The 21,250-nt window shown below is 42.7% G+C and carries 18 protein-coding genes and 1 pseudogene; 8 read left to right on the top strand and 11 right to left on the bottom strand.

Going from position 1 to position 21,250, the window contains the following annotated elements; translation table 11 throughout:
* The first annotated feature begins 139 nt into the window (after positions 1-139).
* Complete coding sequence (locus HWQ37_RS12810) at positions 140-1,960, top strand: tetratricopeptide repeat protein (RefSeq protein WP_292747790.1); 1,821 nt, start codon at positions 140-142, stop codon at positions 1,958-1,960.
* A gap of 393 nt (positions 1,961-2,353) precedes the next feature.
* On the opposite strand, the gene HWQ37_RS12805 is transcribed toward HWQ37_RS12810, so the two are convergent.
* Both HWQ37_RS12805 and HWQ37_RS12800 read right to left on the bottom strand, forming a co-directional pair.
* A complete protein-coding gene (locus tag HWQ37_RS12805; RefSeq protein WP_292747789.1) occupies positions 2,354-3,736 on the bottom strand; it encodes an FAD-binding oxidoreductase in 1,383 nt (460 codons plus the stop codon).
* 154 nt (positions 3,737-3,890) lie between these two features.
* Entirely contained in the window at positions 3,891-5,084 is a 1,194-nt protein-coding gene (locus HWQ37_RS12800; protein ID WP_292747787.1) for an FAD-dependent oxidoreductase, read from the bottom strand.
* A gap of 368 nt (positions 5,085-5,452) precedes the next feature.
* On the opposite strand from HWQ37_RS12800, the gene HWQ37_RS12795 reads away from it, so the two are divergent.
* The 4 genes from HWQ37_RS12795 (at position 5,453) to HWQ37_RS12780 (ending at position 8,663) form a co-directional block, all read left to right on the top strand.
* Positions 5,453-6,163, top strand: a complete 711-nt coding sequence (locus tag HWQ37_RS12795; protein ID WP_292747785.1) for a pentapeptide repeat-containing protein — start codon at positions 5,453-5,455, stop codon at positions 6,161-6,163.
* A gap of 197 nt (positions 6,164-6,360) precedes the next feature.
* The gene (locus HWQ37_RS12790) at positions 6,361-7,836 is read left to right on the top strand and encodes a pentapeptide repeat-containing protein (protein ID WP_292747783.1); all 1,476 of its coding nucleotides are present in this window, start codon (positions 6,361-6,363) and stop codon (positions 7,834-7,836) included.
* A gap of 159 nt (positions 7,837-7,995) precedes the next feature.
* The gene (locus HWQ37_RS12785) at positions 7,996-8,235 is read left to right on the top strand and encodes a hypothetical protein (protein WP_292747781.1); all 240 of its coding nucleotides are present in this window, start codon (positions 7,996-7,998) and stop codon (positions 8,233-8,235) included.
* Positions 8,223-8,663, top strand: a complete 441-nt coding sequence (locus HWQ37_RS12780; protein WP_292747779.1) for a type II toxin-antitoxin system VapC family toxin — start codon at positions 8,223-8,225, stop codon at positions 8,661-8,663. Before HWQ37_RS12785 ends, HWQ37_RS12780 begins: the two co-directional genes overlap by 13 nt.
* A 328-nt stretch (positions 8,664-8,991) precedes the next feature.
* Here HWQ37_RS12780 and HWQ37_RS12775 read toward each other — a convergent pair whose 3' ends face one another.
* The 7 genes and pseudogenes from HWQ37_RS12775 to HWQ37_RS12745 form a co-directional block, all read right to left on the bottom strand.
* Entirely contained in the window at positions 8,992-9,747 is a 756-nt protein-coding gene (locus HWQ37_RS12775) for a HEAT repeat domain-containing protein (RefSeq protein WP_292747777.1), read from the bottom strand.
* Between the two features lie 170 nt (positions 9,748-9,917).
* Entirely contained in the window at positions 9,918-10,763 is an 846-nt protein-coding gene (locus tag HWQ37_RS12770; protein WP_292747775.1) for a HEAT repeat domain-containing protein, read from the bottom strand.
* Between the two features lie 44 nt (positions 10,764-10,807).
* Positions 10,808-11,020, bottom strand: a pseudogene (locus HWQ37_RS12765) (phycobilisome linker polypeptide); the annotation flags it as partial.
* An 82-nt stretch (positions 11,021-11,102) separates the two neighbouring features.
* Positions 11,103-11,972 carry a phycobilisome linker polypeptide gene (locus HWQ37_RS12760; RefSeq protein WP_292747773.1) on the bottom strand — a complete coding sequence of 290 codons (870 nt, stop codon included), beginning with the start codon at positions 11,970-11,972 and terminating at the stop codon, positions 11,103-11,105.
* Between the two features lie 116 nt (positions 11,973-12,088).
* Complete coding sequence (locus HWQ37_RS12755) at positions 12,089-12,901, bottom strand: phycobilisome linker polypeptide (protein WP_292747771.1); 813 nt, start codon at positions 12,899-12,901, stop codon at positions 12,089-12,091.
* A gap of 642 nt (positions 12,902-13,543) precedes the next feature.
* Entirely contained in the window at positions 13,544-14,035 is a 492-nt protein-coding gene (gene cpcA, locus HWQ37_RS12750; RefSeq protein WP_094328476.1) for a phycocyanin subunit alpha, read from the bottom strand.
* A 91-nt stretch (positions 14,036-14,126) separates the two neighbouring features.
* Complete coding sequence (locus HWQ37_RS12745) at positions 14,127-14,648, bottom strand: phycocyanin subunit beta (protein ID WP_289795183.1); 522 nt, start codon at positions 14,646-14,648, stop codon at positions 14,127-14,129.
* A gap of 688 nt (positions 14,649-15,336) precedes the next feature.
* Here HWQ37_RS12745 and HWQ37_RS12740 point away from each other — a divergent pair.
* Positions 15,337-15,993, top strand: coding sequence for a class I SAM-dependent methyltransferase family protein (locus tag HWQ37_RS12740; RefSeq protein WP_292747769.1), 657 nt, complete (start codon positions 15,337-15,339; stop codon positions 15,991-15,993).
* Positions 15,994-16,421: 428 nt separating this feature from the next.
* On the opposite strand, the gene hpnH is transcribed toward HWQ37_RS12740, so the two are convergent.
* Positions 16,422-17,441, bottom strand: a complete 1,020-nt coding sequence (gene hpnH, locus HWQ37_RS12735) for an adenosyl-hopene transferase HpnH (protein ID WP_292747767.1) — start codon at positions 17,439-17,441, stop codon at positions 16,422-16,424.
* Positions 17,442-17,510: 69 nt separating this feature from the next.
* The gene (gene hpnA / locus HWQ37_RS12730; RefSeq protein WP_292747765.1) at positions 17,511-18,533 is read right to left on the bottom strand and encodes a hopanoid-associated sugar epimerase; all 1,023 of its coding nucleotides are present in this window, start codon (positions 18,531-18,533) and stop codon (positions 17,511-17,513) included.
* A gap of 273 nt (positions 18,534-18,806) precedes the next feature.
* Here hpnA and HWQ37_RS12725 point away from each other — a divergent pair, with 273 nt between their 5' ends.
* Together HWQ37_RS12725 and HWQ37_RS12720 are read left to right on the top strand one after the other, a co-directional pair.
* Positions 18,807-19,187: a hypothetical protein gene (locus HWQ37_RS12725; protein ID WP_292747763.1), complete on the top strand. Its 381-nt coding sequence runs from the start codon at positions 18,807-18,809 to the stop codon at positions 19,185-19,187.
* A gap of 19 nt (positions 19,188-19,206) precedes the next feature.
* Positions 19,207-21,250, top strand: a 2,044-nt coding sequence (locus tag HWQ37_RS12720; RefSeq protein WP_465249694.1) for an nSTAND1 domain-containing NTPase, incomplete at its 3' end; no start/stop codon positions are given.

The following is a 21,250-nucleotide window of genomic DNA, read 5'->3' as shown; positions in this document are numbered from 1 at the left end:
CCCGTCACAAAACGTAATTGCGAATTGCGAATTGCGAATTGCGAATTGGTTTAATGGGGGAGTTGGAATAATTTTTAAAACATATCGTTAAGAATCACGATGCTTTAGGCTAGAGAATGTCAAAAGCCAAAAAAATTATATGAATGCGGAAGATTTTTTTAACCAAGGATTAAACCAAAATTTGCAAGGGGACTATCAAGCCGCGATCGCAGCTTACACCCAAGCAATCAAGCTAAATCCTGACTATGCCGAAGCTTACCATAATTTAGGGCTGATTTTAAGTGGTCAACTCAAAGATTATCGCAGTGCGATCGCTAATTTCAATCGCGCTATCGAAATCAATCCCAATTTTGCCATAGCCTATTACAATCGGGCTAATGCTCGTTACTTTTTAGCCGATTATGAAGAAGCGATCGCTGACCATAACCAAGCATTACAATTAGATTCTAATCTGGCGCAATCTTACCACAGCCGGGGCAATGCCTACTTTGCTTCCGAAAACTACGACAAAGCGATCGCCGATTATATTCAAACTATAGAAATAAGTACCCAATTGGCTGATAACATCAATATTGATATTGCCAATGCTTATCATAATCGCGGCGTAACTCGTTTTGAACGTGGCGATCGTCAAGGGGCAATCGCAGATTTTCAGCAAGCTTTACAATGGCATCCCCATTTTGCCGCAGCCTACAGCAATCGGGGCAATATTCACCAGATTTTAGGCAATTATCAAGAAGCGATCGCTGACCATAACCAAGCATTACAATTAGATCCTAACTTGGCGGAGGCTTATCATAACCGAGGTAATGCTCACTACGCTTTAGCAGATTATCAAAGTGCGATCGCCGATTACAACCACGCCCTAAAAATCAATCCCAGCTTTGCCGGAGCGTACTATAATCGGGGTCTGGTGCTTGCTCACCTCAAAAACTATCATCAAGCAATTGAAGACTTTAATCAAGCATTAAAGCTGAATCCTGATGATGTACAAGCTTATTGTGAGCGCGGTCTGGTTCGTAGTACTCTTGAGGATTATCAAGGTGCGATCGCAGATTATGACCAAGCATTACAAGAAAATCCGACTTTAGCTTTAGTATACGGCTTTCGGGCAAATGCTCGTCGCCGATTGGGAGACTATCAAGGTGCAATTGAAGATAGCAATCGCCTATTACAACTCAATCCTAATTTAGCAGAAGGATATTGCGATCGCGCGGCGGCTCGTCGTTCTTTAGGAGATCATAAAGGAGCAATTAAAGATTACGATCGAGCATTGCAGATTAATGATAATTTAGCCGCAGCTTATTACGGTCGGGGTATTGCTCGTGAAGCTCTGCAAGATTTACAGGGTGCAATTGATGATAACACTCAAGCGATCAAGCTTGTTCCTGAATTTTCCCAAGCGTATTGTAATCGGGGAAATGCTCGTCGTCTTTTAGGAGATGAACAAGGAGCGATCGCCGATTATAATCAAGCATTAAAAATTAATCCTGATTTAATTGAAGGATATTATAACCGAGGTTCCACCTATTATGCTTTAGAAGCTTATGAAAGTGCGATCGCAGATTACACCCAAGCATTGCAATTTAATCCTCAATCTGCTGCATTTTACAGCGATCGCGCCAATGCTCGCTATGCCCTAGAAGATTATCAAGGGGCAATAGAAGATTACAGTCGTGCGATCGCGATCGACCCCAGCTTTGCCGAAGACTGGTACAATCGGGGTCGTAGCCGTTCTCTGTTGGGAGACTTACAAGGAGCGCTTGCAGACTTAAACCAAGCCTTACAGCGTCAGCCTAATTGGGCTTCAGCTTACATTCTTCGGGCAGATGTCTACCAAAATCTAGGAGATTCTCAAGGAGCAATTAGCGATTTTCAGAAATCCGCAGACTTGTATTATCAAGAAGGGAATATTCAGTATTATCAACAAATTGTTGAGCTAATTGAACAACTTCATTAGACCTATTGCAAAAGTCCTTTAACACCCAATAAGCTTGGGTTAAGGGCTACTGGCAACAATTTTGGGTTTTTGAGACGCGATAAATCGCCGTCTCTACAAATGTTTTGTTGCTCTATCTGAACTGTATTGCTCTAACACCCCTCCTCGCATAATCACGTCAAATAAAACAAAAAGCGCCCCCCTTTCTGGAGAGCGCTTTTTAGTGTCTATGATTGGGAGTAGAAAGCAAAGCTAGCTTATACCATTTCTTTGTGAGGCTGCGCCAAATTTTCTTTCTTCCTTTGTGACGGCAGTCGCTCATAGGGGAAACCCCCAAGACCGCGCTGCCTCTCCTTTGCGCCCTTTGCGGTTCGTTCCTTATATAATTTGGCGCATCTTTATACAGAATTGGTATTAGGGTTTGATATTCTGGTTGAGATGGAAAATGTTCTCAGGATCGTACCGCTTCTTGATCTGTACCAAGCGATCGTAGTTAGAGCCGTAAGCTGCTGCGACACGATCGCCCTCCTCTGCGGTTAGGAAGTTCACATAAGCACCAGCAGATGCATAGGGGGCAGAAGCTTGGAAAAACCCACGTGTCCAGGCAATGCCCATCTCATCGTCTGCTGCATCATCCCATCGTCCATGCACGTTAAGCACAAACTTCGCATCTCGATGGTAATATGCTGTGGCATCTGCCGAGACACGGTTGGATGCCCCGGCAATGAATCCTATAAAGATTTCGCACTGTGGCGAAGGTAGCTTGCTTGCGAATTCCACGATCGCATCCAGTACTCCATCATGTAACTCTGTGAAATTATGAGATTTCCAGTAGTTCCTAGCACCGCGTGTCAGCAACGGGTCAAAAGCTTGCTGCCATTCTATGTAAGGCTGAACACCGATATGTTCGCCATAGGCATCGCCAAAACTACGTAGAGGTTCGATCAGTTTCTCACCCTCTACAATATCACCTACATAAAAGACAGGCAGCACAACTACCTCTTTGCCATGCACATTCTCAGGAAGAAAAGGCAGTGGCGGAGCCTTGCGAAGTACTACCCACACATTGAGTTCTTCGGGGGCTGATTCAGCAAATTGACGATACTGTGTCAGTACTTGTTTGGCTTGGCTAAAGGGAAAAACGATCAACCCAGCCAATATTTCCGGCCCCACAGGATGAAGAGCGAATTCAAACTCAGTTACGATCGCAAAGTTACCGCCGCCACCTCGAATCGCCCAGAAAAGGTCAGGGTTTTCGTTTTCGCTGGTTCGTATCTTATTCCCATCTGCGGCGATCGCTTCCGCAGAGACAAGATTATCGATGGTCAGGCCGTACTTACGCGTCAACCAACCAAAACCGCCACCCAAGGTAAGACCTGCTATACCAGTCGTTGAATTAATTCCCACTGGAGTCGCTAACCCATGCACCTGTGCTGAAGAATCAAAATCAGCAAGTGTGGCACCTGGTTCGACATAAGCACGCCTCTTGTGAGCATCAATGCGGACATTCCTCATGGTTGAAAGATCGATCATCAGGCCGTTATCACATACAGCATTTCCGGCGATGTTATGTCCAGCGCCCCTGATTGATATTTCCAGCCCATTCTCTCGCGCAAATGCGATCGCATAGCGAACGTCATCGGCTTCTGCACACTGCACGATGACAGCAGGTCTGCGATCGATCATCGCATTCCATATTTCGCGTACTTCGTCATAACTCGGATCGTTAGGAAGCACCAGATGACCCTTCACATTGGTCTTCAGCCTCTCAATCGTCTCATTGACTAGCGTTGTCATGGTATTCTCCTACTACTGTATTTTTCAGGGTAGTTTCTGCCAATGGAATGCCTATTTGTCATATTATCTTTGCTAGTACCATTCAACTTTGCACTGTTAGGAATTGTCATGTTACTCGTGGTATTTTGGTGAGATGCCTCGGTTGAGAGAAAACTCAGAAGTTGCGGAAGCCTTCTATGAAGCGGCGGTCAATCCAATCTTTGTAACACCACAAGAGTTTGTGAGGTGGTAAAGTAAAAGTGCCTCTGGTTGCGTAGGCGTTGCCCGTCGCAGACATCGCTCGTTTGTCTCCTGTACCAATTAAACTCAAATATTGTTTCTGTGGTCTATAAGGTTTGAGCGACTTATCTAATAAAATTCGCTGTAAATTCTCAAATAAAGGTTTACCTTGCCTAACAGCAAATACCCCAGCTTTCGGACGCGGATGATTTACCATTGTGGCAATATCACCAGCAGCAAATATTTGCGGGTGCGTTTGAGATTGCAACGTGTCTTCTACCAAAATAAAACCTTGCTCATCAGTTCCTAGTCCAGCGTTTTTTAACCATTCGGGTGCTGAAGCTTGTGTTACCCAAAAGATTTTATTGCACTCTACTGTTAAACCAGATTCACATTTAATTTCAAATATTTCTTTAGCTTTATTGTGAGTTTTAGGTGCAATTTTACACACACTTTCCCCCAGATGTAACTTAATACCTCGGTTAGTTAAAATTTGCTGAATTTGATGCCGCACTGATTGATGATAATTGGGCATCAATTCTTGTCCGCGCTGAAATAAATGAATTTCTAGATTTTGAATTGGTATCCTCTGTAAACGAGATTGCATCGATAGCGCTAATTCTACACCGCCAGCGCCTCCACCTGCGATCGCAATGCTAATTTGTTCTTGAGGATTTTTACTTACGGCTGCAATTAGTTCATCCCAATGCTCTAATAGCTGCGATACTGGTTTAGCTGCGATCGCATATTCTGCCGCACCTGATACAGATATTCTAGCCGGAGTGCTGCCAATATCTATAGACAGCACATCAAAATCTACCACAAGTCCGTTAGCACAAAGAACTTTGTTGTTTTTCAAGTCAAGGGCAACTACTGTGTCAATATACAATTGTGCTTGAGCAAAGTTCGCCAAGGGTCGCAAGTCAATATGGCATTCCTTGTGGCTGTAAAATCCGGCAATGTGTCCTGGTAACATCCCAGAGTAGGCTGTCTCTGATGCTGCGGTAATCAGCGTCAAACGTACTCCTGTTAACGGTTTCATGCCGAACATTTTCATAACAATAGCATGGCTGTGACCGCCACCAATTAACACCAGGTTTTTAACTATTGGCTGTGTTTTTTGCTGCATTCTAATACTCATTTTTAGTTAATAACTGATTATAAATAAATCAAAATTATCATGATGAGAGTTAATTGTGAGTGAAAACTAAAGACTAGTAAGTATTAATTATGTATAAAACAATAACAAAGACAAGAGGATATTTGAAAAGTTATGATTGATGTATCAAATATTTTTTTACCCCTCCCTAACCTTCCCCTTGTAAAGGGGAGGGAACTGGATTTTACTTGTTTCCCCCCTTTATAAGGGGGGATTAAGGGGGGTAATAATGCAATTAAAATCACAGCCAACGACTTTTCAAACAACCCCTAAGAATTTATTCCGTAAAAAGCGGGTATTTAGATTTACTTTTATTAACTATTAATGCTGTTCATACTATGAAAAATATATTATCAAAAAATTACATCGAGCTATCAAAAACATTCCTGTCGATACTTGATTTTCAGGAAAAAATTCAACCAAATCAGCATAATTTACTAAAACGGCGCTTAAGAATAGCAAGTGAACAGCTAGGAAATAATACTATAGATACCACTCTAGCTATAATTAATGATTTAGAGCAAATTGCCCATAATTATCCACAATACCACTGGATAATCATAGACATTCTTACTAATTTTGTGCGAAAAAATGCTCCTTATATGCCCCACAAGGAAATAACGAGTAACTTGTCAACAAAAGTTCGTGTAGATATTCAAGCCGCGCTGACGGTTATCGCCAGAAGAGATGCAAACAAAAAGCCAGGAAAAGAGCAAATTGATTTGAGCTTCACGGATATGAGAGGAGCAAACTTGAATGGAGCGAATCTACAACAGACAAATCTCTATCAAGCTAATCTCGCGGGGGCTAATCTTAGAAAAGCTAATTTAGCGGGAGCAATACTTAGTGCAGCTAATCTAGAAGGAGCTAATTTATATCTAGCTAATTTAGAAGGAGCAATCCTCAGTGCAGCTAACCTTTCTAAAGCTAACCTTTCTGGAGCTAACCTGCATCGTGCTAGTTTATATCTAGCTAGCTTGCATGGCGCAATTCTCTATGACACCATACTTGATGGAGCAAACCTCAGAGAAACCAAATTTTCTGAGTAATCTCATATCCGCTTGATTACTTAATTCGTAATTCTTGTAGTGCAAGGGTTTCTTGATACCGTGATATAAAAGTATATTCGATATCATTACCTAATTCAATGAGTGTCTTAGCACCTATTATAAATTTCTGCTAAATGCTATACTATTTTTCCCCAACATCTAAGTAATAATTCTAGGTTGTAAGGAAAATTTTTACCATGTCTTCTAAAAAGACAGATGCTCTGTTGAATTGGTTGATAACTATAACAGTTATATTTGGCTGCTCGTTGACTGTAATTTTCTTCGCCTTGTCTAGTATTAAAGAGTTGTCAATTCAAGAAAAAATTCAGTATAGAAACCAAGCTTTAACAACTACTGCCATAGTTTTTCTGGCATCGGCAGCAATGTTTAATACTTATTATGCAGCAAGACGTGCCCAAGCGATGCAAAAGAGTGCGATCGCATCTGAAAAAAACTTAGAAATTGGCTTGCAAAATGCCAAACTCAATCAAGACAGATTAATTGCAGAGCGCTTTATGGGCGCAATTGCCCAGCTTGGCCATGAAAAGGTTGAAACCCGGACAGGCGCAATTTATGCTTTAGAAAGAGTTGCTCAAGATTTTCCTCAAGAACACTGGACAATTATGGAAATTCTCACTGCCTTTGTACGAGAGAATGCACCTATCCAGCAGGTAAAAGGGGAGCAACAACAGCCGGAATATCAAGCAGCAGTTTACTCAAGTCGGCGGAGAGGAGGGTCGCGTCCGACACCGCAGTTGGAGCAAAATCTTCATGAAGAATTCCCCAAAATACGCACCGATATTCAAGCCGCCCTGACTGTTATCGGTAGGCGTAATTTACTCGAAGACCCAAAAGATCAAAAACTTGATTTACGTAACACCGATATTAGACAAGCAGACCTACTAAAAACTAACCTGCAACAAGCAGACCTGCGTGGGGCTGATTTGAGTGGGGCTGACTTACGTGGGGCTGACTTGAGTGGAGCAGACCTTAGTGGCGCTAAACTCATTAGGTCGATTCTTTATGAAACCAAATTACTAAAAGCTAGTTTATATGCAGCCAACCTTTGTTGGGCTAACCTGAATCGTACCAACCTCTCTGGTGCAAACCTGCGTTCAGCCAACCTCTCTGGTGCAAGTCTGCGTGCAGCTAATTTACAGGGGGCGAACCTTTATAAAGCTAACTTGCAACAAGCGACCTTAAAAATGGCTAACCTCTCAGGAGCAAAGTTATTTTTAGCTAACTTGCAAGGAGCAAAATTAGGTAAAGCCAACCTGCACCAAACGGGTTTGATTGGTGCTAATCTCTGTGGGGCTAACTTAAATGGGGCTAATCTTTCTGGGGCTAATTTGAATGCAGCCAAACTCCACCAAACAGAAGTCTATTTTGCCAACCTCTCAGAAGCTAGCTTAACGGAAGCTGACTTGTATCAGGCTAATCTGATTGGAGCAAACCTCTATAGGGCAACCTTTTATCAAGCTAACCTGACTCAGGCCAACCTCATGGGAGCTAACTTTTCAGAAGCTAATCTCAGTAATGTCAAACTGGAAGGAACTATTTTGACAGGAGCGAAAAACTTAGAGTTGCGGCAGATTAGAGAGGCACTTGGCGATCGCACTACTCGCCTACCTGATTATATCGAAGCACCGACACATTGGCGGCAATCGGGTTAAGTTATCACCGCATCATTAGTTATTTGGGCGTATTCTACCGTTTTCACTTAATGCTATAGTTTTATACAAAAAACTAAATTTTCAATGTTTAGGGGGTTTTAAACTGAATTCTGGCTCCTGACTCCTGAATTCTGTATTGATAAATGTTGAGGGAAAACCATGCAATCAGCTTTACGTATCACAACCAAAGTTTTACCAGGAAACAAAATAGAAATTGAAATTCCAGAAGCTGAAATAGGCGATAGCGTTGATGTATTTGTGATTTTACCAGAAAAAACTGAACCCAAACACCGTTCTGTACTTGAGATTATAGAAGAAAGCCGTAGGAGACACCCTTCTCGAACTGCTGAGGATATAGACAGACAACTACAAGAAGAACGCTTATCATGGGACAGCTAATACTTCCAACAAGTGGCTCTATTTATATAGATACTTCGGTGGCTATTTATACTATTGAAGGCAACCCTGATTATTACTCTCTTTTGCAACCACTATGGTCTAAACTTTATGCAGGAGAAATTCAAATCATCAGCAGTGAAATAATATTAATGGAGGTTTTAGTTGTTCCATTGCGTAATGGCAATAATTCTTTAGTAGCAGACTATGAAGAACTATTATTATCTCAAGTGCAGTTAATTCCTATTAGTCAATCAATACTGCGAAAATCTGCTAATCTTCGGGCTACAACTAATCTTAAAACACCCGATGCTATTCATGCTGCAACAGCTTTATCTGTTAATTCTAACCAATTTATTACCAATAATAAAGGCTTTCGTAATGTTCCTGGTTTTCCTGTTGTTATCCTCAGTGAAGTTTTAGCATTTTGAAGAATGCCTAAATTAAACGCATTCTTCTAGCGATCGCACAACGATCCTACCGGAAAATCTTCAACTACCCAAACATTGGAAAGCTCAAGTTTCACCCTTAGAGGATGTTTTAAAAGTCTCTAGGAATGTATCAAATACTTTTAGATCCCCCTAAATCCCCCGATAAATTGGTGGACTTTAATTGATTTTCCCCCCTTTTTAAGGCTTAAAGCTAAAGCACCCTTCCTTACAAGCAAGGAAGGGTGTTTTTATTTTTAAATGGGATTTGCAAAGTGCTGGACTGAGTAAAAACCCAGTTGCTTCAAGGCTTTGAGCAATCAATGGTGAATCACCGTCTGCCACCACCACGATGAGGTACTTCAGATACTTCAGTTTCTTCTAGCTTTCTTTTCGGTGCAAACACTTCTTGATGTTGTTGCTGTTGAATTTTTTGCTGGGCAAATTTTACGCGGGTGCGAACTCCCAAATCGGCATCGGTATCGAGTATTTGCTGAAGTTGATTTGTAATCCGCGACGCTTGATCGGGTAAACTAACTGCTATAGCGTTGCCGCTTTGCGGGTTGTCGCCAGACATCGCTAGTGTTTCTAAACTCGTGACTGCTGCATAGCGCACTATCCATTCTGGATCTTGAGAAATTAGTAATAGCGCCTCTAATACCTGAATCTGAATAGATTCCAGTTTCTCAGCAGGTAGTTGATGCCAGCGCAAAGTGCCTAATCCCCTGGCAGCTGCCCGCCGTACACTTAAGGAAAAATCGGTTTTTGCTGCCTCTAACAAGGTATCCAGCGCCCGGACATCGCCAATTCCCGCTAAGGCTCGAATAGCCCAGGCTCTAGCACTGTAGTTGTAGTCATCAATTAGTTGCAATAGTGATGGTACTGCGGGTTCGCCGATCGCAATTAGTCCATCTACTGCCGCCACTGCTGCCCCTGGATTGTTGTAGCCTAAAGCTGCAATCAAAGTAGGAACAGATTCCTCGATTCTAGCTGCCGCTAACTCCCGAACTGCATCTAATAAGCGATCGGAGGAGTCTGCTTCTTCCACAGCACGGATTAATATTTGGGCAAGGTCACTGTTATTCATAATAATTTTTCATGAGTCATTAGGGATCTGCCAATTGTAGCTTAAGTTCTCCGTAGTTGACATCATACATAAACCCCCTAGCCCTGATTTTGCAGTTGGGTTAGGGGTTCATGTGTGGTAAACATTTGGTTTAAACGTATTAATAACAACTAATTTCTGGAAAATTATGACTACAATAGCGAGTCCATCAAATCGATCACTTTAATCGCACCATCTGACAAAGTGCTTGTTGCTGTGTGGTTAACTTGATGTTCTAGTAATCCCTTCAGAGAAATTAACTTCAGGCTATTTTCGGCAAGAGTTTCGGCGATCGCATCTGCTGCGGGTAGATAGCCAATTGCTCCCAAATCTGCTAATACGGCTCGACGCAATTGCAATTTATCTCCTGCCAGAGCTTTTACTAACCGTTCTCCATAAACTGGTTCTTGGGTTAATTGATACATGGCTCGTGCGGCAGCATATTGCACCAATTCGATTGGATGCTCTAAAAATGGTTTTACCAAAGGGATGCACTCAGTCGCCCTCAAGGTTCCCAAGGCTTCTAAGATGGCCTCGTAGGGTTGAGATAAATCAGGCTGCTTTGATATCAGCTGCTCTCCCTGCAAACCTACTTGTAATAACTCAATCAGGGCGGGAATGCAAACCGGATCGCCCAACATTTCTAAGGATTGTGCTGCTGCTTCTCGGACATAAAAATCTGAGCAGTCTAAACACGCAATTAAAGGTGAGACGGCCTGGCGATCGCCTAGTTTCCCTAAAGCTCTAGCTGCGTTCCGTCGCAGAGGATATCCGCCTTCTGGTGTTCTGTCGGCTTCATCCTCTAACGCTTTCATTAATGCTGTAACCGCAGCTGCTTCAGATATCCGAAACCTACCCAACCACCAGGCAGCATAAAAGCGCAGACCTAAATCTGCACTTTCCAGATTAGCGATCGCTTGCTCTACTGTTAAAGATTCACCGTCGCCAGAGTTGTCTGTCGATGATAAATCTTCAAATTTCTGAGGACTGGAATTCATTATGAAGAAGGAAGATCGCTTTGTTCGCTATCTGTTTTCGCTTCAGCGTTCAATGGCTGAATGCTGACTATTTTGCCACCCAAGCGAGTAATTCGCTGCATTTCTTGATTCATCCGGTTCTCAGGTACTGTGAAAAACACAGTGGCGCTAGAACGAATGGGATAGTTAGTTTTTTCAGTTTCTTCGCTTTGGCGCAGACCCACTACTTCATATCGAAAGTAGCGACTACTCGTTCTACTACTACTTGATCCAACCATAAAATTAATTCCCAATTTTAGATCGTCATTAGTCGTTTGTCCTTAATAATGACTATTGACTAATGACTATTGACAAATGACACTAAAGGGGTTTCACACTAGCTATTTTACCACCTTGTTTTACCACTCTCTGGAAGTAACTAGATAATTCTTCATAAGGTATAATCACCGCTTGATTGACGCGGCGTGTGCTAGGATAACCGGCTCCAAAAACACCTGCTACTTCAATGCGGTAAAGTCTGCCTTCTTTACCAAAGGTTCCCGCACCACCAAAAGTACTGTTGGGGGTAACGCCTTTTTCGGAAGCAACGTATGAAAAGCCTGATGGCCCGCCAGAGGGAGGAACAACGATGGATGCACTATTGCGACCTAGTTCGCTAGCGAGGCGGGAAGATTTGCCTTTGAGTTGGGAGGTATCGCTACTGGCATAGCCGCGATAAAGTTGGAAGATCCGGCTAAATCCGACAGTTTTCTGTCCGGTTTGGGTACTAAAGCCACGATAGTAAGGCACTATATTTTCACCAAAGCTAGATTGATACTCTGGCGAATCAATATAAGAATCTATGTCGGCTTCATATCCTTTGGTTTGATACAAGTCTAAGTGATAGACAACATCAGACTCATCATAAGGGGCGCGACCCAACAAATGTTTGTAGTTTAGTTCGATGACGCGAGTTTGGAAGTTGTCGTAGAAAAACTTGGATTTGTACAGTTCTGATTTAGCTAATTGACGCACAAACTCTTGGACTGTACTTTTGCCGTCGCGCAGGATCGATTCAGCACTTATCAGGCGATCTGATGTCAATATGTAGTTGTTGCCCAAAACTTGACGATAGACGGCAGCAATTACTCTCTCAATGTCTTCTTTGGTTGCATTTGGACGCAATTCCACAGGAGACTGATTGCTAAAAGGTTCTGTTCCCAAACGGGAAGCTGCTGTTGTAATAGCCATTGGTAATTTTCCTTTTGTAACTTAATAATTGCTAAGGGGAGTAGTGAGTGGGGATTTGAGAGTGGTGAAATTCCCTACTCCCTACTCCCTACTCCCTACTCCCCCTGATTCCCTATTTATACGGCTGTAATGCTAATAACCCTACTGCCCTTGCGATTCAACTGCTGCAATTTACTAGAAAGTTGCTCGTAGGGTACGAGCAATTCCGCAGTACCGCGCCTTACTACAGTTGAGTTGGGGGAAGCTGCTTGTAGCACTCTGATCCGGTATGTTTCGCCGCGATCGCCTCTAGAAAGACCTGTAATGGCTCCAGCAGAGACGGGGTAAATGGGTGAAGCTAGATTTTTAGCTATTTCCCAGGTTAGCCGTCCTTGTTTTTGTCCTTGAGCGCGATCGCTATTGGCATAACCCCGATACAGTTGGAACAGTCGGCTATAACCAACGTTTTTCTGTCCTACTTGACTTTTAAAGCCTCGATAGTAGGGGACAATATTTTCGCCAAAACCTTCTTGATATTCTAATGAGTCAATGTAAGAATTAATCTCTGCTTCGTAACCTTGTGAGTTGTAAAGCTCAACATGGTAGGAAATCTCTGACTCATCTTGTGGCGCACGCCCCAATAAATGCTTATAATTCAACTCGATAAACCGAGTTTGGGAGTTGGAGTAGAAAAACTTATCCCGATAAAGTTCCGATTGAGCAATGGCTAGCACAAATCCCCTAACGGTGATTGTACCTTGCTGTAACAGTGATTCTGCACTCTCTAAACGATCTGCTTCTAGTAGATATGCATTACCCAAAACCTGACGGTAAGCCGCCCGAATAACCACTGCTACATCCGCTTCTGTTCTATCGGGACGTAGTTCTACTGGCGCTGAATTTTCAAACGCTCCAATCCCTAATCTTGCTGCTTGTCCCAAAGCTGCCATCTTTAAACCTCCTCAGTTTTAACTGCAAAACTGAAAACTTTTTAGAAAAATTTTTTCTAGTCTTTTAACAGTCTTTTTGAAATTGACACTCACCGTCCCTTTCGGTAAGGTGATTTTTAAGACATTGCTGCCTTAATATCCTGTTTCCACAGGTTCCCAGGCTCACCCTACGGGTTTGGCAGTCCTCATTGGGGAGAAACTCTCCATACGTTCTCTGCTAGACGCTGCGTGTAGCTCGCTTCCCATAGGGGATGCAGACTCGCTAACGTCAAGGAAGAAGATTGCGCTCGCTGCCTTACCACATTTGCCACAAGGCGTAGTGATATCTCCTTACGTTATTTCGGGCGTATACTTTCCCCCTGTCTGAGGGTAGGTTTTTAAATCTTGTACTGATAAAAATATTGTGCCAATTGACGGTGGCTTAAAAGAGGCACTGGGTTGCTAACTTCCCCAAAGTTGTAACAAATACCGTGCTACGTCGGTAGCTTTCATCCCTGTTCTAAAGCAAAAAATACAGAACTACGTTCCTCTTTCTCCAGGGTTTTCAGCTAGATGTTCTAATAAAACTGCCCGGAGAGGTAAACAACTCATAGAACTTACTTGTCATAAGAGCTGATTTCCTCTCCGGGCTAAAGAAACACTCTAGCTTAGAGTATTGATTACATAGTCGATGTAGGAATTTGCTTCAACAGCTGGATCGCCGCTAAGACCGTGGTTAGCTTTGATGTACTTGAGAGCTTCAATGTACCAGCTAGGAGACAGGTCAAATGTGCGGTTGATTTCAGCCAAGCCAGAAATCAAGAAATCATCCAAGGGGCCTGTGCCACCAACAACTAAAGCATAAGTGATAATCCGCAAGTAGTAGCCGACATCACGTACACATTTGCCTTTACCGCGTGAATCAGACGCGAAGTTAGGGCCTTGTTGTTGGGTGGTGTAAGGGAACTTGTTATACACTGCTTGAGCAGCACCTTCGGTCAAGCGTTGAGCATTAGCACTCAATGCTTTTGCTGCTTGTAAGCTAGCTGGAGCTTGGCGGAAGCGACCAAAAGCAACTTGAATTTCGGTGCTGCTGAGGTAGCGCCCTTGAGAATCAGCCGATGCAATTGCTTCAGTTAGAGGTGTTTTTGTCATTTTGGTATTTCCCTTTTACAAACGTTATGGTTGAAATTTTGTTTTGTCCTATGGACAATTATTTAGTCAACATCAGCAAATTTTGCTTGGCTTAAGCTACAGCAGCAGCAGCACGATCGAAATAGCTAGCTATTTCAGATGCCAAAGCACTGCAATCGCCTCTGGTGATATTGTTTGTATCGTTGACAATTGCCAAAGAAGCTTGTTTCAGCTTTTGAATACCAACAGCAACTGAAGCTCCTGGGGTTCCCAATGCCAAGTAGGTTTCCCGTAATCCATTGAGCGCGCGATCGTCTAGCACGCTGGAATCGCCAGCAAAGATAGCGTAGGTGATATAGCGAAGAATGATGTCCAAGTCTCTGATACAAGCAGCTGCACGACGGCTGGTGTAAGCATTACCACCGGGAGTGATCAATTGGGGTTGTTCTGCCCACAAATCACGAGCCGCAGCAGCAACAAGAGCTGACGCATTGCTGGTAATACGGTTAACAGCATCTGCACGCTTGTTACCATCTTTGACTAGTTCGCTCAATGCATCCAATTGTGCATCAGAGAGATATTCGCCGCGTGTATCAGCTTGGGAAACTACTTTTGCAAATGCATCTAAAACCATTGCCTTAAATCTCCTAATTTGCTTGGTTAAGAATAATTGGACTCAAAACTGAATGGTTCAGTTGATTTCTGATGTCAGCACTGCCTGACGAGTTACGAAAGGTTTAAAACAGACATCCAAGAAATAAGTTTACGATCTCCAGGCTTTCAGATTAAAACTTTTGTTAAAAAACTTCAAACTTCGATGAATGACTGGAAAACCTGATTAAGATGTTGTTTTTTACTTCCAAGTTCTCTTTATACAATGCTGCCGCATCATAATTTATTACAAATTATTGTTATGTTTGTTAATTTAATTTACATAACTTTACATCTAGGTTAACTTCTCGGCACTTTAATAAATACTGGAAATTTCTTTCAGGGAAATCCCTTAAAGAATGCGTAGGCGTAATCCGCCGCAGGTATCGTATTTTTAACTTTTGTAGTATTTGCTACTTGGCATCTCCTGCCTGGGGTACACAGCATATTTACGGCTGCATTGTATCGATACAAGGTAATAAGTGCAATTTCTTTGCGTCTCTGCTCTCAACTTTATATAAAGAAAAAAGACTTGATTTTGGAGAATTTTTCATGATACTCTGTGTTCAATACAAACTACGAATTTTCGATATGATTATCGTAGTTTTAAATTACACACTATGTCTGTAATTTTGCAAACTTGTGATTAATGGGAATGGAAATTACTTCCTATGGTAAAAGACTGGTTTGAATGGCACGACCTCTACAAGAACGAACCAAAATTGCAACAACGCTTGCAAATTGTGCAGGAATACATTTCCTATAGCTTGAACTTGTCCGAACCAGGGTTAATCCGTGTAGTTAGTGTTTGTGCGGGCGATGGACGAGATTTGCTAGGAACGCTATCAAATCACCCACGAGCAAAAGATGTTTATGCCCGACTTGTAGAGCTAAATCCACACCTAGTTGAACGTGGACAACAAACAATAGAATCCTTGGGTTTGACAAAACAAATTGAGTTTATCAATGGTGATGCAACTCTCTCCTCGAACTATGTAGGAGCAGTGCCAGCAGACATTGTGATTGTCTGTGGTGTATTTGGCAATCTTGCAGATGAAGCTGAATTAAATCGCTTGCTAGCAAACCTCAGCTTTCTCAGCAAGCAAGGTGCTTTTGTAATTTGGACTCGTGGACACTCTAACGGTATTCCCCACTCTGAGACTGTGCGTAAATTTTTCCGTGAATATGGATTTGAAGAAGCGAACTTCAAACTCACCGCAACCGGAGACATGGGAGTAGGTATTCATCGTTACCTTGGTGAAAGTTTAGCTGCACCCAAAGAACAACAGTTTTTCGCCTTTACTGGTGTTCCAAGTAAAGCCAGTTAACAATTAAAAATTAAAAATTAAAAATTAAAAATTAAAGACATTTTCAGACGGGGATTTAAACCCCGGCTGAGAATGATACTACCTGTATTGTTGGGGTCTTAAACCCTTTGATTTACGATAAAGGGATAGTGATTGAAAAGATTGATAAAATCCAGCACTAGGCTGTTTTTAAATATTTATTATTACTCACATTTCTGTAAGAGTTAAAGTCCACTTGAGTGGACTGAAATTTTCCCTAACATACCAACTCTAGTATGACTTCCGCAATAGTAAATGCAGTAGGGGCAATTCATGAATTGCCCCTACCGGGAAATCAGAGTTTTGTATTGTTTTTGTAAGTCCTATCTCAACATCTACGTCGTTAAAAAGATAGGGGTAAAAGCAAGGTTTTTAAATATGGGGTTCTTTTTCCCCTTTCCCCCTGATTATTAATTCCTGCCAAAGACACTGCCAAGGGCACGCGCCATATTTTGCGGTTGCATTGCATCCATTGCGGCGGTGGGTTCATAGCCGCAGTGAACCATACAATCGGCACACTTAGGATTACCACTCTTCTGGCCGTATTGACTCCAATCAGTTTGTGCTAGTAATTCCTTGAAAGTAGAGTAATAACCTTCGTTCAGCAGATAGCAAGGTTTTTGCCAACCGAGAACGCTATAACTAGGGCTACCCCAAGGTGTGCATTCGTAGTCCTTCTCGCCAGTGAGAAAATCGAGGAACAACGGATTGTGATTGAAGTTCCAGTTTTTTTCACCACTTTTGTAGGGAGCGAGAATTTCTCGGAAGAGGGCGCGGGTTTGTTCGCGGTGGAGAAAATGATCTTGATCTGGTGCCCACTCGTAACTGTAGCCAGGAGAAATCATCATCCCGTCAGTATTTAGCGTTTCTAGAAAATTGAAGAACTCTTGCATATCTTTGGGTTGCGTACCCTCGAAGATAGTGGTGTTAGTGGTGACACGAAAGCCTTTAGCTTTAGCGGCGCGAATGGCTTTGACAGCAATATCAAAAACGCCTTTACGATCTACGCATTGATCGTGCAACTCCCGCATCCCATCTAAATGCACACTAAAAGTTAGATAAGGAGAAGGTTGAAACTTATCCAGGCACTTTTCTAATAACAAACCATTGGTACACAAGTAAATATATTTCTTGCGCTCAATTAATCCCTGGACAATCTGATCGATCTGGGGATGCAGCAGAGGTTCTCCTCCAGGAATTGAGACAACCGGCGCGCCGCACTCTTCCACTGCGGCAAAGCACTGTTCTGGGGTGAGATTTTGCTTTAAAATTTCCTTTGGATGTTGGATTTTACCACAACCCGTACAAGCTAGATTACACCGAAAAAGAGGTTCTAACATCAATACTAAAGGGAAGCGTTTGCGTCCTTTTAAACGCTGCGTAACTAGATACTTCCCAATATCCATAGCTTGTTGTATATTAACTGCCATTGTTGCGATCGCTCCTCTTTTAAAGATAAATACACCACTTTCTCAACCCCAAAATTTATCTCTGGGGTCTTACATTTTGAATTTCCCAGACGGGTTGACATATCCCTGAGCAACAAACCAATCTACAGCATCTTGGAGTGCGACTTTCAGCGAAGATTGGGGTAGACCCAACTCTCGTACAGCCTTGGTAGCATTGTAATACATAGGTTGTTTCGCCATCCGAACGCCATCTAATGGGACTGAGGGCGATTTACCTAATGGTGCGAGAATCTTTTCATCAACCCAGGCCACACTAAGAGGCAGCCAAGGGGGTACTGTTCGTTGAGGTGCTATCATACCTGTGATATCGGCGAGTTGTTCAAGTAATTCTTTGAGACTAAGGTTTTGATGACCTAAGATATAGCGATCGCCAGATTTACCCCGTTGTAAAGCCAGTAAATGCCCCCAAGCCACATCTCGCACGTCGATAAAATTTAGACCAGTATCCAAGTAAAAAGGCATTTGCCTTCTTAAAAACCGCAGTATTATATCACCCGTCGGGGTAGGTTTGATATCCAACGAGCCAATAGGACTGCTGGGATTGACAATAACTACTTCCTGACCTCTAGCAACGGCTTGAATGGCTTCTTGTTCAGCCAGAAACTTAGACTTTTTGTAGTTACCCACCAACTTTTCTAAGGGGCTTTGATGTGTTTCATCGACGATTTGACTAGACGATCCTACCCCAATCGCTGCCACTGAACTTGTGTAGACGGTGCGCTCAATGTTAGCCTTGCGAGCTGCTGCCAACACATTCCGCGTACCCAGGACATTGTGACGGTGGAGTAATTCACGGTCTGTTTGCCAGAGGGAATAATGGGCTGCAACATGAAATAGGTATTGACAACCTGCCATCTGTTGCCAAAGATTTGGATCGTTCAAGTCGCCTTTGACAATTTCCACCTCTAAACCGCGTAGATTCTCCAAATTGCTGCTATGGCGTACTAGTGCTTTGACTGTATAACCCTGTTGCAGCAACAACCGGATTAAATGGGCACCAATAAAACCCGTCCCCCCTGTGACAAAAACCTTTTGAGATTTTGGATTTAGCAATTTGGGATTTCCTGTTTTGAATGGGGACTGGGGACAGTTAAACTAATTCGTAATTCGTAATTCGTAATTAAGTTTTGCAACAGAGATTTTAATTACACATCAAAACTTGCTGCTCCTTTTTTTTCTTCTGGTAATAAAGTCAACTCTGCGTCTGAGATCGATCGCACAGAGGTTTATCAAACTCACATTGCAAGTAAGTCAGTTGCACAGCTTGTGATAATATAAATCTCAAAGATAAGTATTTTCACTATTACAAATTGTTGAGAATTAAATATGGAACCTATTTCTATAATTATTGCAGCTTTAGGCGCTGGTGCGATCGCTGCTACTAAAGATACCGCAGGAACAGCTGTTAAAGATGCCTATCAGGGTTTGAAAGCCTTGATTAAGAAGAAGTTTGAAAGTGAACCAAAAGCCCAAATGGTTCTGGAAGAACACGAAACAGATCCTGAAACCTATGAAGCACCACTTAAAAAGAAATTAGCTGAAGCTGGTGTTGATCAGGATGCGGAAATTATTAAGGCTGCTCAGGAGTTACTGAAACAGGAAAAGCCTGAAGAGTCAGCAGCAGGTAAGTATAACACAGTGTTTGAAGGCGAAGTGAAGGGGATTCAGGTTGGCGATCGCAACAAACAGGAAAATAAATTTGGCTAGAAGCCACTGGAGTATGTAGATGGCTGAAGAGAGTTCCAAATTCCACTCAAGTTTTCAAAATGAAGTAAAAGGTGCTGTAGTTGGTGAAGGAAACATTATCTACAACTACTTCTACTCTAGGGAAGAGGTAAAATCTGTTGATTCTGCGATCGCTGTTGATGAATATCTCCCTTGTCCTTATCAGGGTTTGTTTCATTTTGGCCCCAATGAGGCTGAGTTTTTCTTTGGGCGGGAAATATTTATAGAAGAACTTTATAGTGCAACTAAAACCAATAATTTTATTCCGGTGTTAGGTGCATCAGGAAGCGGTAAATCTTCGGTGGTATTAGCTGGATTAGTCCCTAAGTTGCAAAAAAAGGGTCATTGGCAGTTTACTCACTTTCGTCCTGGTTCTGATCCTTTCCATGCGATCGCTTTAGCTCTTGTTCCTCTTTATACACCCAACTTAGATCAAACTAAACAAATTATCCAAGCGCGAGAGTTAGCTGATTATTTGCAAAAAGGCTCTGTTCCTCTCTCAGACGTTTTTGCTAAAATTCGGCAAAATCACCCTAATCATCGGGTGCTACTGATTGCTGACCAATTTGAAGAAATTTACACACTCTGTAACAATCAGGAAATACGCCGTAAGTTTCTCGACTGCTTATTAGCCAGTCTAGAAACTCCTGTTTCCCTGTCTTCATCGGCTACGGTGTTGGTGACAACGATGCGGGCAGATTTTTTGGGAAATGCTCTCTCCTATCGTCCCTTTGCTGATGTCTTGCAAAATGCTGACTTGAAACTGGGGCCGATGAATCGGAAAGAACTAACAGAAGTCATTGAAAAACCTGCCCAAAAATTAGGGGTGACATTTGAAACCGGACTGGTAGAACGCATTCTGGATGATGTGGAAGACCAACCGGGAAATTTACCTTTGCTAGAGTTTGCATTAACAGAGTTGTGGAACAAGCGATCGGGTAAACTATTAACTCACAAAATTTATGAAGAAATTGGTCAAGTAGAAGGTGCGTTAGCTCGCCATGCTGATGAGAAATATGGCAACTTGACAGATGAAGAGAAGGAAAAAGTCCGGCGGATTTTTATTCAATTGGTACGTCCCGGTGAGGGAGCAGAAGATACCAGACGCATAGCGATGAAAGCGGAATTGGGGGAGCAAAGCTGGTCTTTGGTAAAAAAATTAGCTGATGCTCGGTTGGTGGTGACAAGTCGCAATCTCAGCAGTCAAGAAACGGTGGAGGTAGTTCATGAAGCTCTGATTCGTAATTGGGGAGAATTGCGAGAATGGATGAATACAAGCCGCGTTTTTAGAGCTTGGCAAGAGCGACTGCGGGGAGCAAAGGGACAATGGGAAGCAACGAATCGAGATTCGGGTTCATTGTTGCGTGGTGCAGCTTTGGCGGAGGCAGAAGAAAAACTGAAAGAACGCCCAGAAGACTTAATTGATGAGAAAGAATTTATTGAGGAGAGTATCCGAGAACAACAGCGCCTCCAACAAGCCGAAGCAGCTCGCAGAAAGCGCGAAATCAGAACCGCCTGGGGGATTGCGGCTGGTTCTTTGGTGGCGATGGTAATTAGCGGTGGATTGGGTTTCACGGCATGGAATCAGAAAAACCAATCGGAACTCAATGAAGCCGAATCTCTTGGTCGATATTCTTTGTCTCTATTGAATGAAAATAAAGACTTAGAGGCTTTTGTCCAAGCAATCAAGGCGGGAAAATTTCTGCAAAGCCAACATACAACTAACCCAGAGGTAATGAATGCTTTGCAGGTAGTTAGTTTTCAAGGAAGAGAACGCAACCGCTTGCAAGGACATGATGGCATTGTCAGGAGCGTCAGTTTTAGCGCCGACGGCAAGACACTAGCTTCTGGCAGTGATGACAAGACGATCAAACTCTGGAATCTAGAGACAGGAAAGGAAATCCGCACCCTCAAGGGACATAATAGCGATGTCAATAGCGTCAGTTTTAGTCCCGACGGCAAGACATTGGCTTCTGGCAGTGATGACAGCACGATCAAACTCTGGAATCTAGAGACAGGAAAGGAAATCCGCACCCTCAAGGGAC

It is taken from the genome of Nostoc sp. NMS4, from assembly GCF_017115095.1.
Classification (GTDB): Bacteria; Cyanobacteriota; Cyanobacteriia; order Cyanobacteriales; family Nostocaceae; genus Nostoc.
This window is presented reverse-complemented; position numbering and strand designations above follow the sequence as displayed.

Coding starts and splice junctions, on each gene's coding strand:
- HWQ37_RS12745 (WP_289795183.1), bottom strand. CDS start 14,648: ATGGTTTTAGATGCATTTGCAAAAGTAGTTTCCCAAGCTGATACACGC.
- HWQ37_RS12780 (WP_292747779.1), top strand. CDS start 8,223: ATGGGACAGCTAATACTTCCAACAAGTGGCTCTATTTATATAGATACT.
- cpcA (WP_094328476.1), bottom strand. CDS start 14,035: ATGACAAAAACACCTCTAACTGAAGCAATTGCATCGGCTGATTCTCAA.
- HWQ37_RS12725 (WP_292747763.1), top strand. CDS start 18,807: ATGGAACCTATTTCTATAATTATTGCAGCTTTAGGCGCTGGTGCGATC.
- HWQ37_RS12805 (WP_292747789.1), bottom strand. CDS start 3,736: ATGACAACGCTAGTCAATGAGACGATTGAGAGGCTGAAGACCAATGTG.
- HWQ37_RS12800 (WP_292747787.1), bottom strand. CDS start 5,084: ATGCAGCAAAAAACACAGCCAATAGTTAAAAACCTGGTGTTAATTGGT.
- HWQ37_RS12795 (WP_292747785.1), top strand. CDS start 5,453: ATGAAAAATATATTATCAAAAAATTACATCGAGCTATCAAAAACATTC.
- hpnH (WP_292747767.1), bottom strand. CDS start 17,441: ATGGCAGTTAATATACAACAAGCTATGGATATTGGGAAGTATCTAGTT.
- HWQ37_RS12760 (WP_292747773.1), bottom strand. CDS start 11,972: ATGGCTATTACAACAGCAGCTTCCCGTTTGGGAACAGAACCTTTTAGC.
- HWQ37_RS12790 (WP_292747783.1), top strand. CDS start 6,361: ATGTCTTCTAAAAAGACAGATGCTCTGTTGAATTGGTTGATAACTATA.
- HWQ37_RS12785 (WP_292747781.1), top strand. CDS start 7,996: ATGCAATCAGCTTTACGTATCACAACCAAAGTTTTACCAGGAAACAAA.
- HWQ37_RS12740 (WP_292747769.1), top strand. CDS start 15,337: ATGGTAAAAGACTGGTTTGAATGGCACGACCTCTACAAGAACGAACCA.
- HWQ37_RS12770 (WP_292747775.1), bottom strand. CDS start 10,763: ATGAATTCCAGTCCTCAGAAATTTGAAGATTTATCATCGACAGACAAC.
- HWQ37_RS12810 (WP_292747790.1), top strand. CDS start 140: ATGAATGCGGAAGATTTTTTTAACCAAGGATTAAACCAAAATTTGCAA.
- HWQ37_RS12755 (WP_292747771.1), bottom strand. CDS start 12,901: ATGGCAGCTTTGGGACAAGCAGCAAGATTAGGGATTGGAGCGTTTGAA.
- HWQ37_RS12775 (WP_292747777.1), bottom strand. CDS start 9,747: ATGAATAACAGTGACCTTGCCCAAATATTAATCCGTGCTGTGGAAGAA.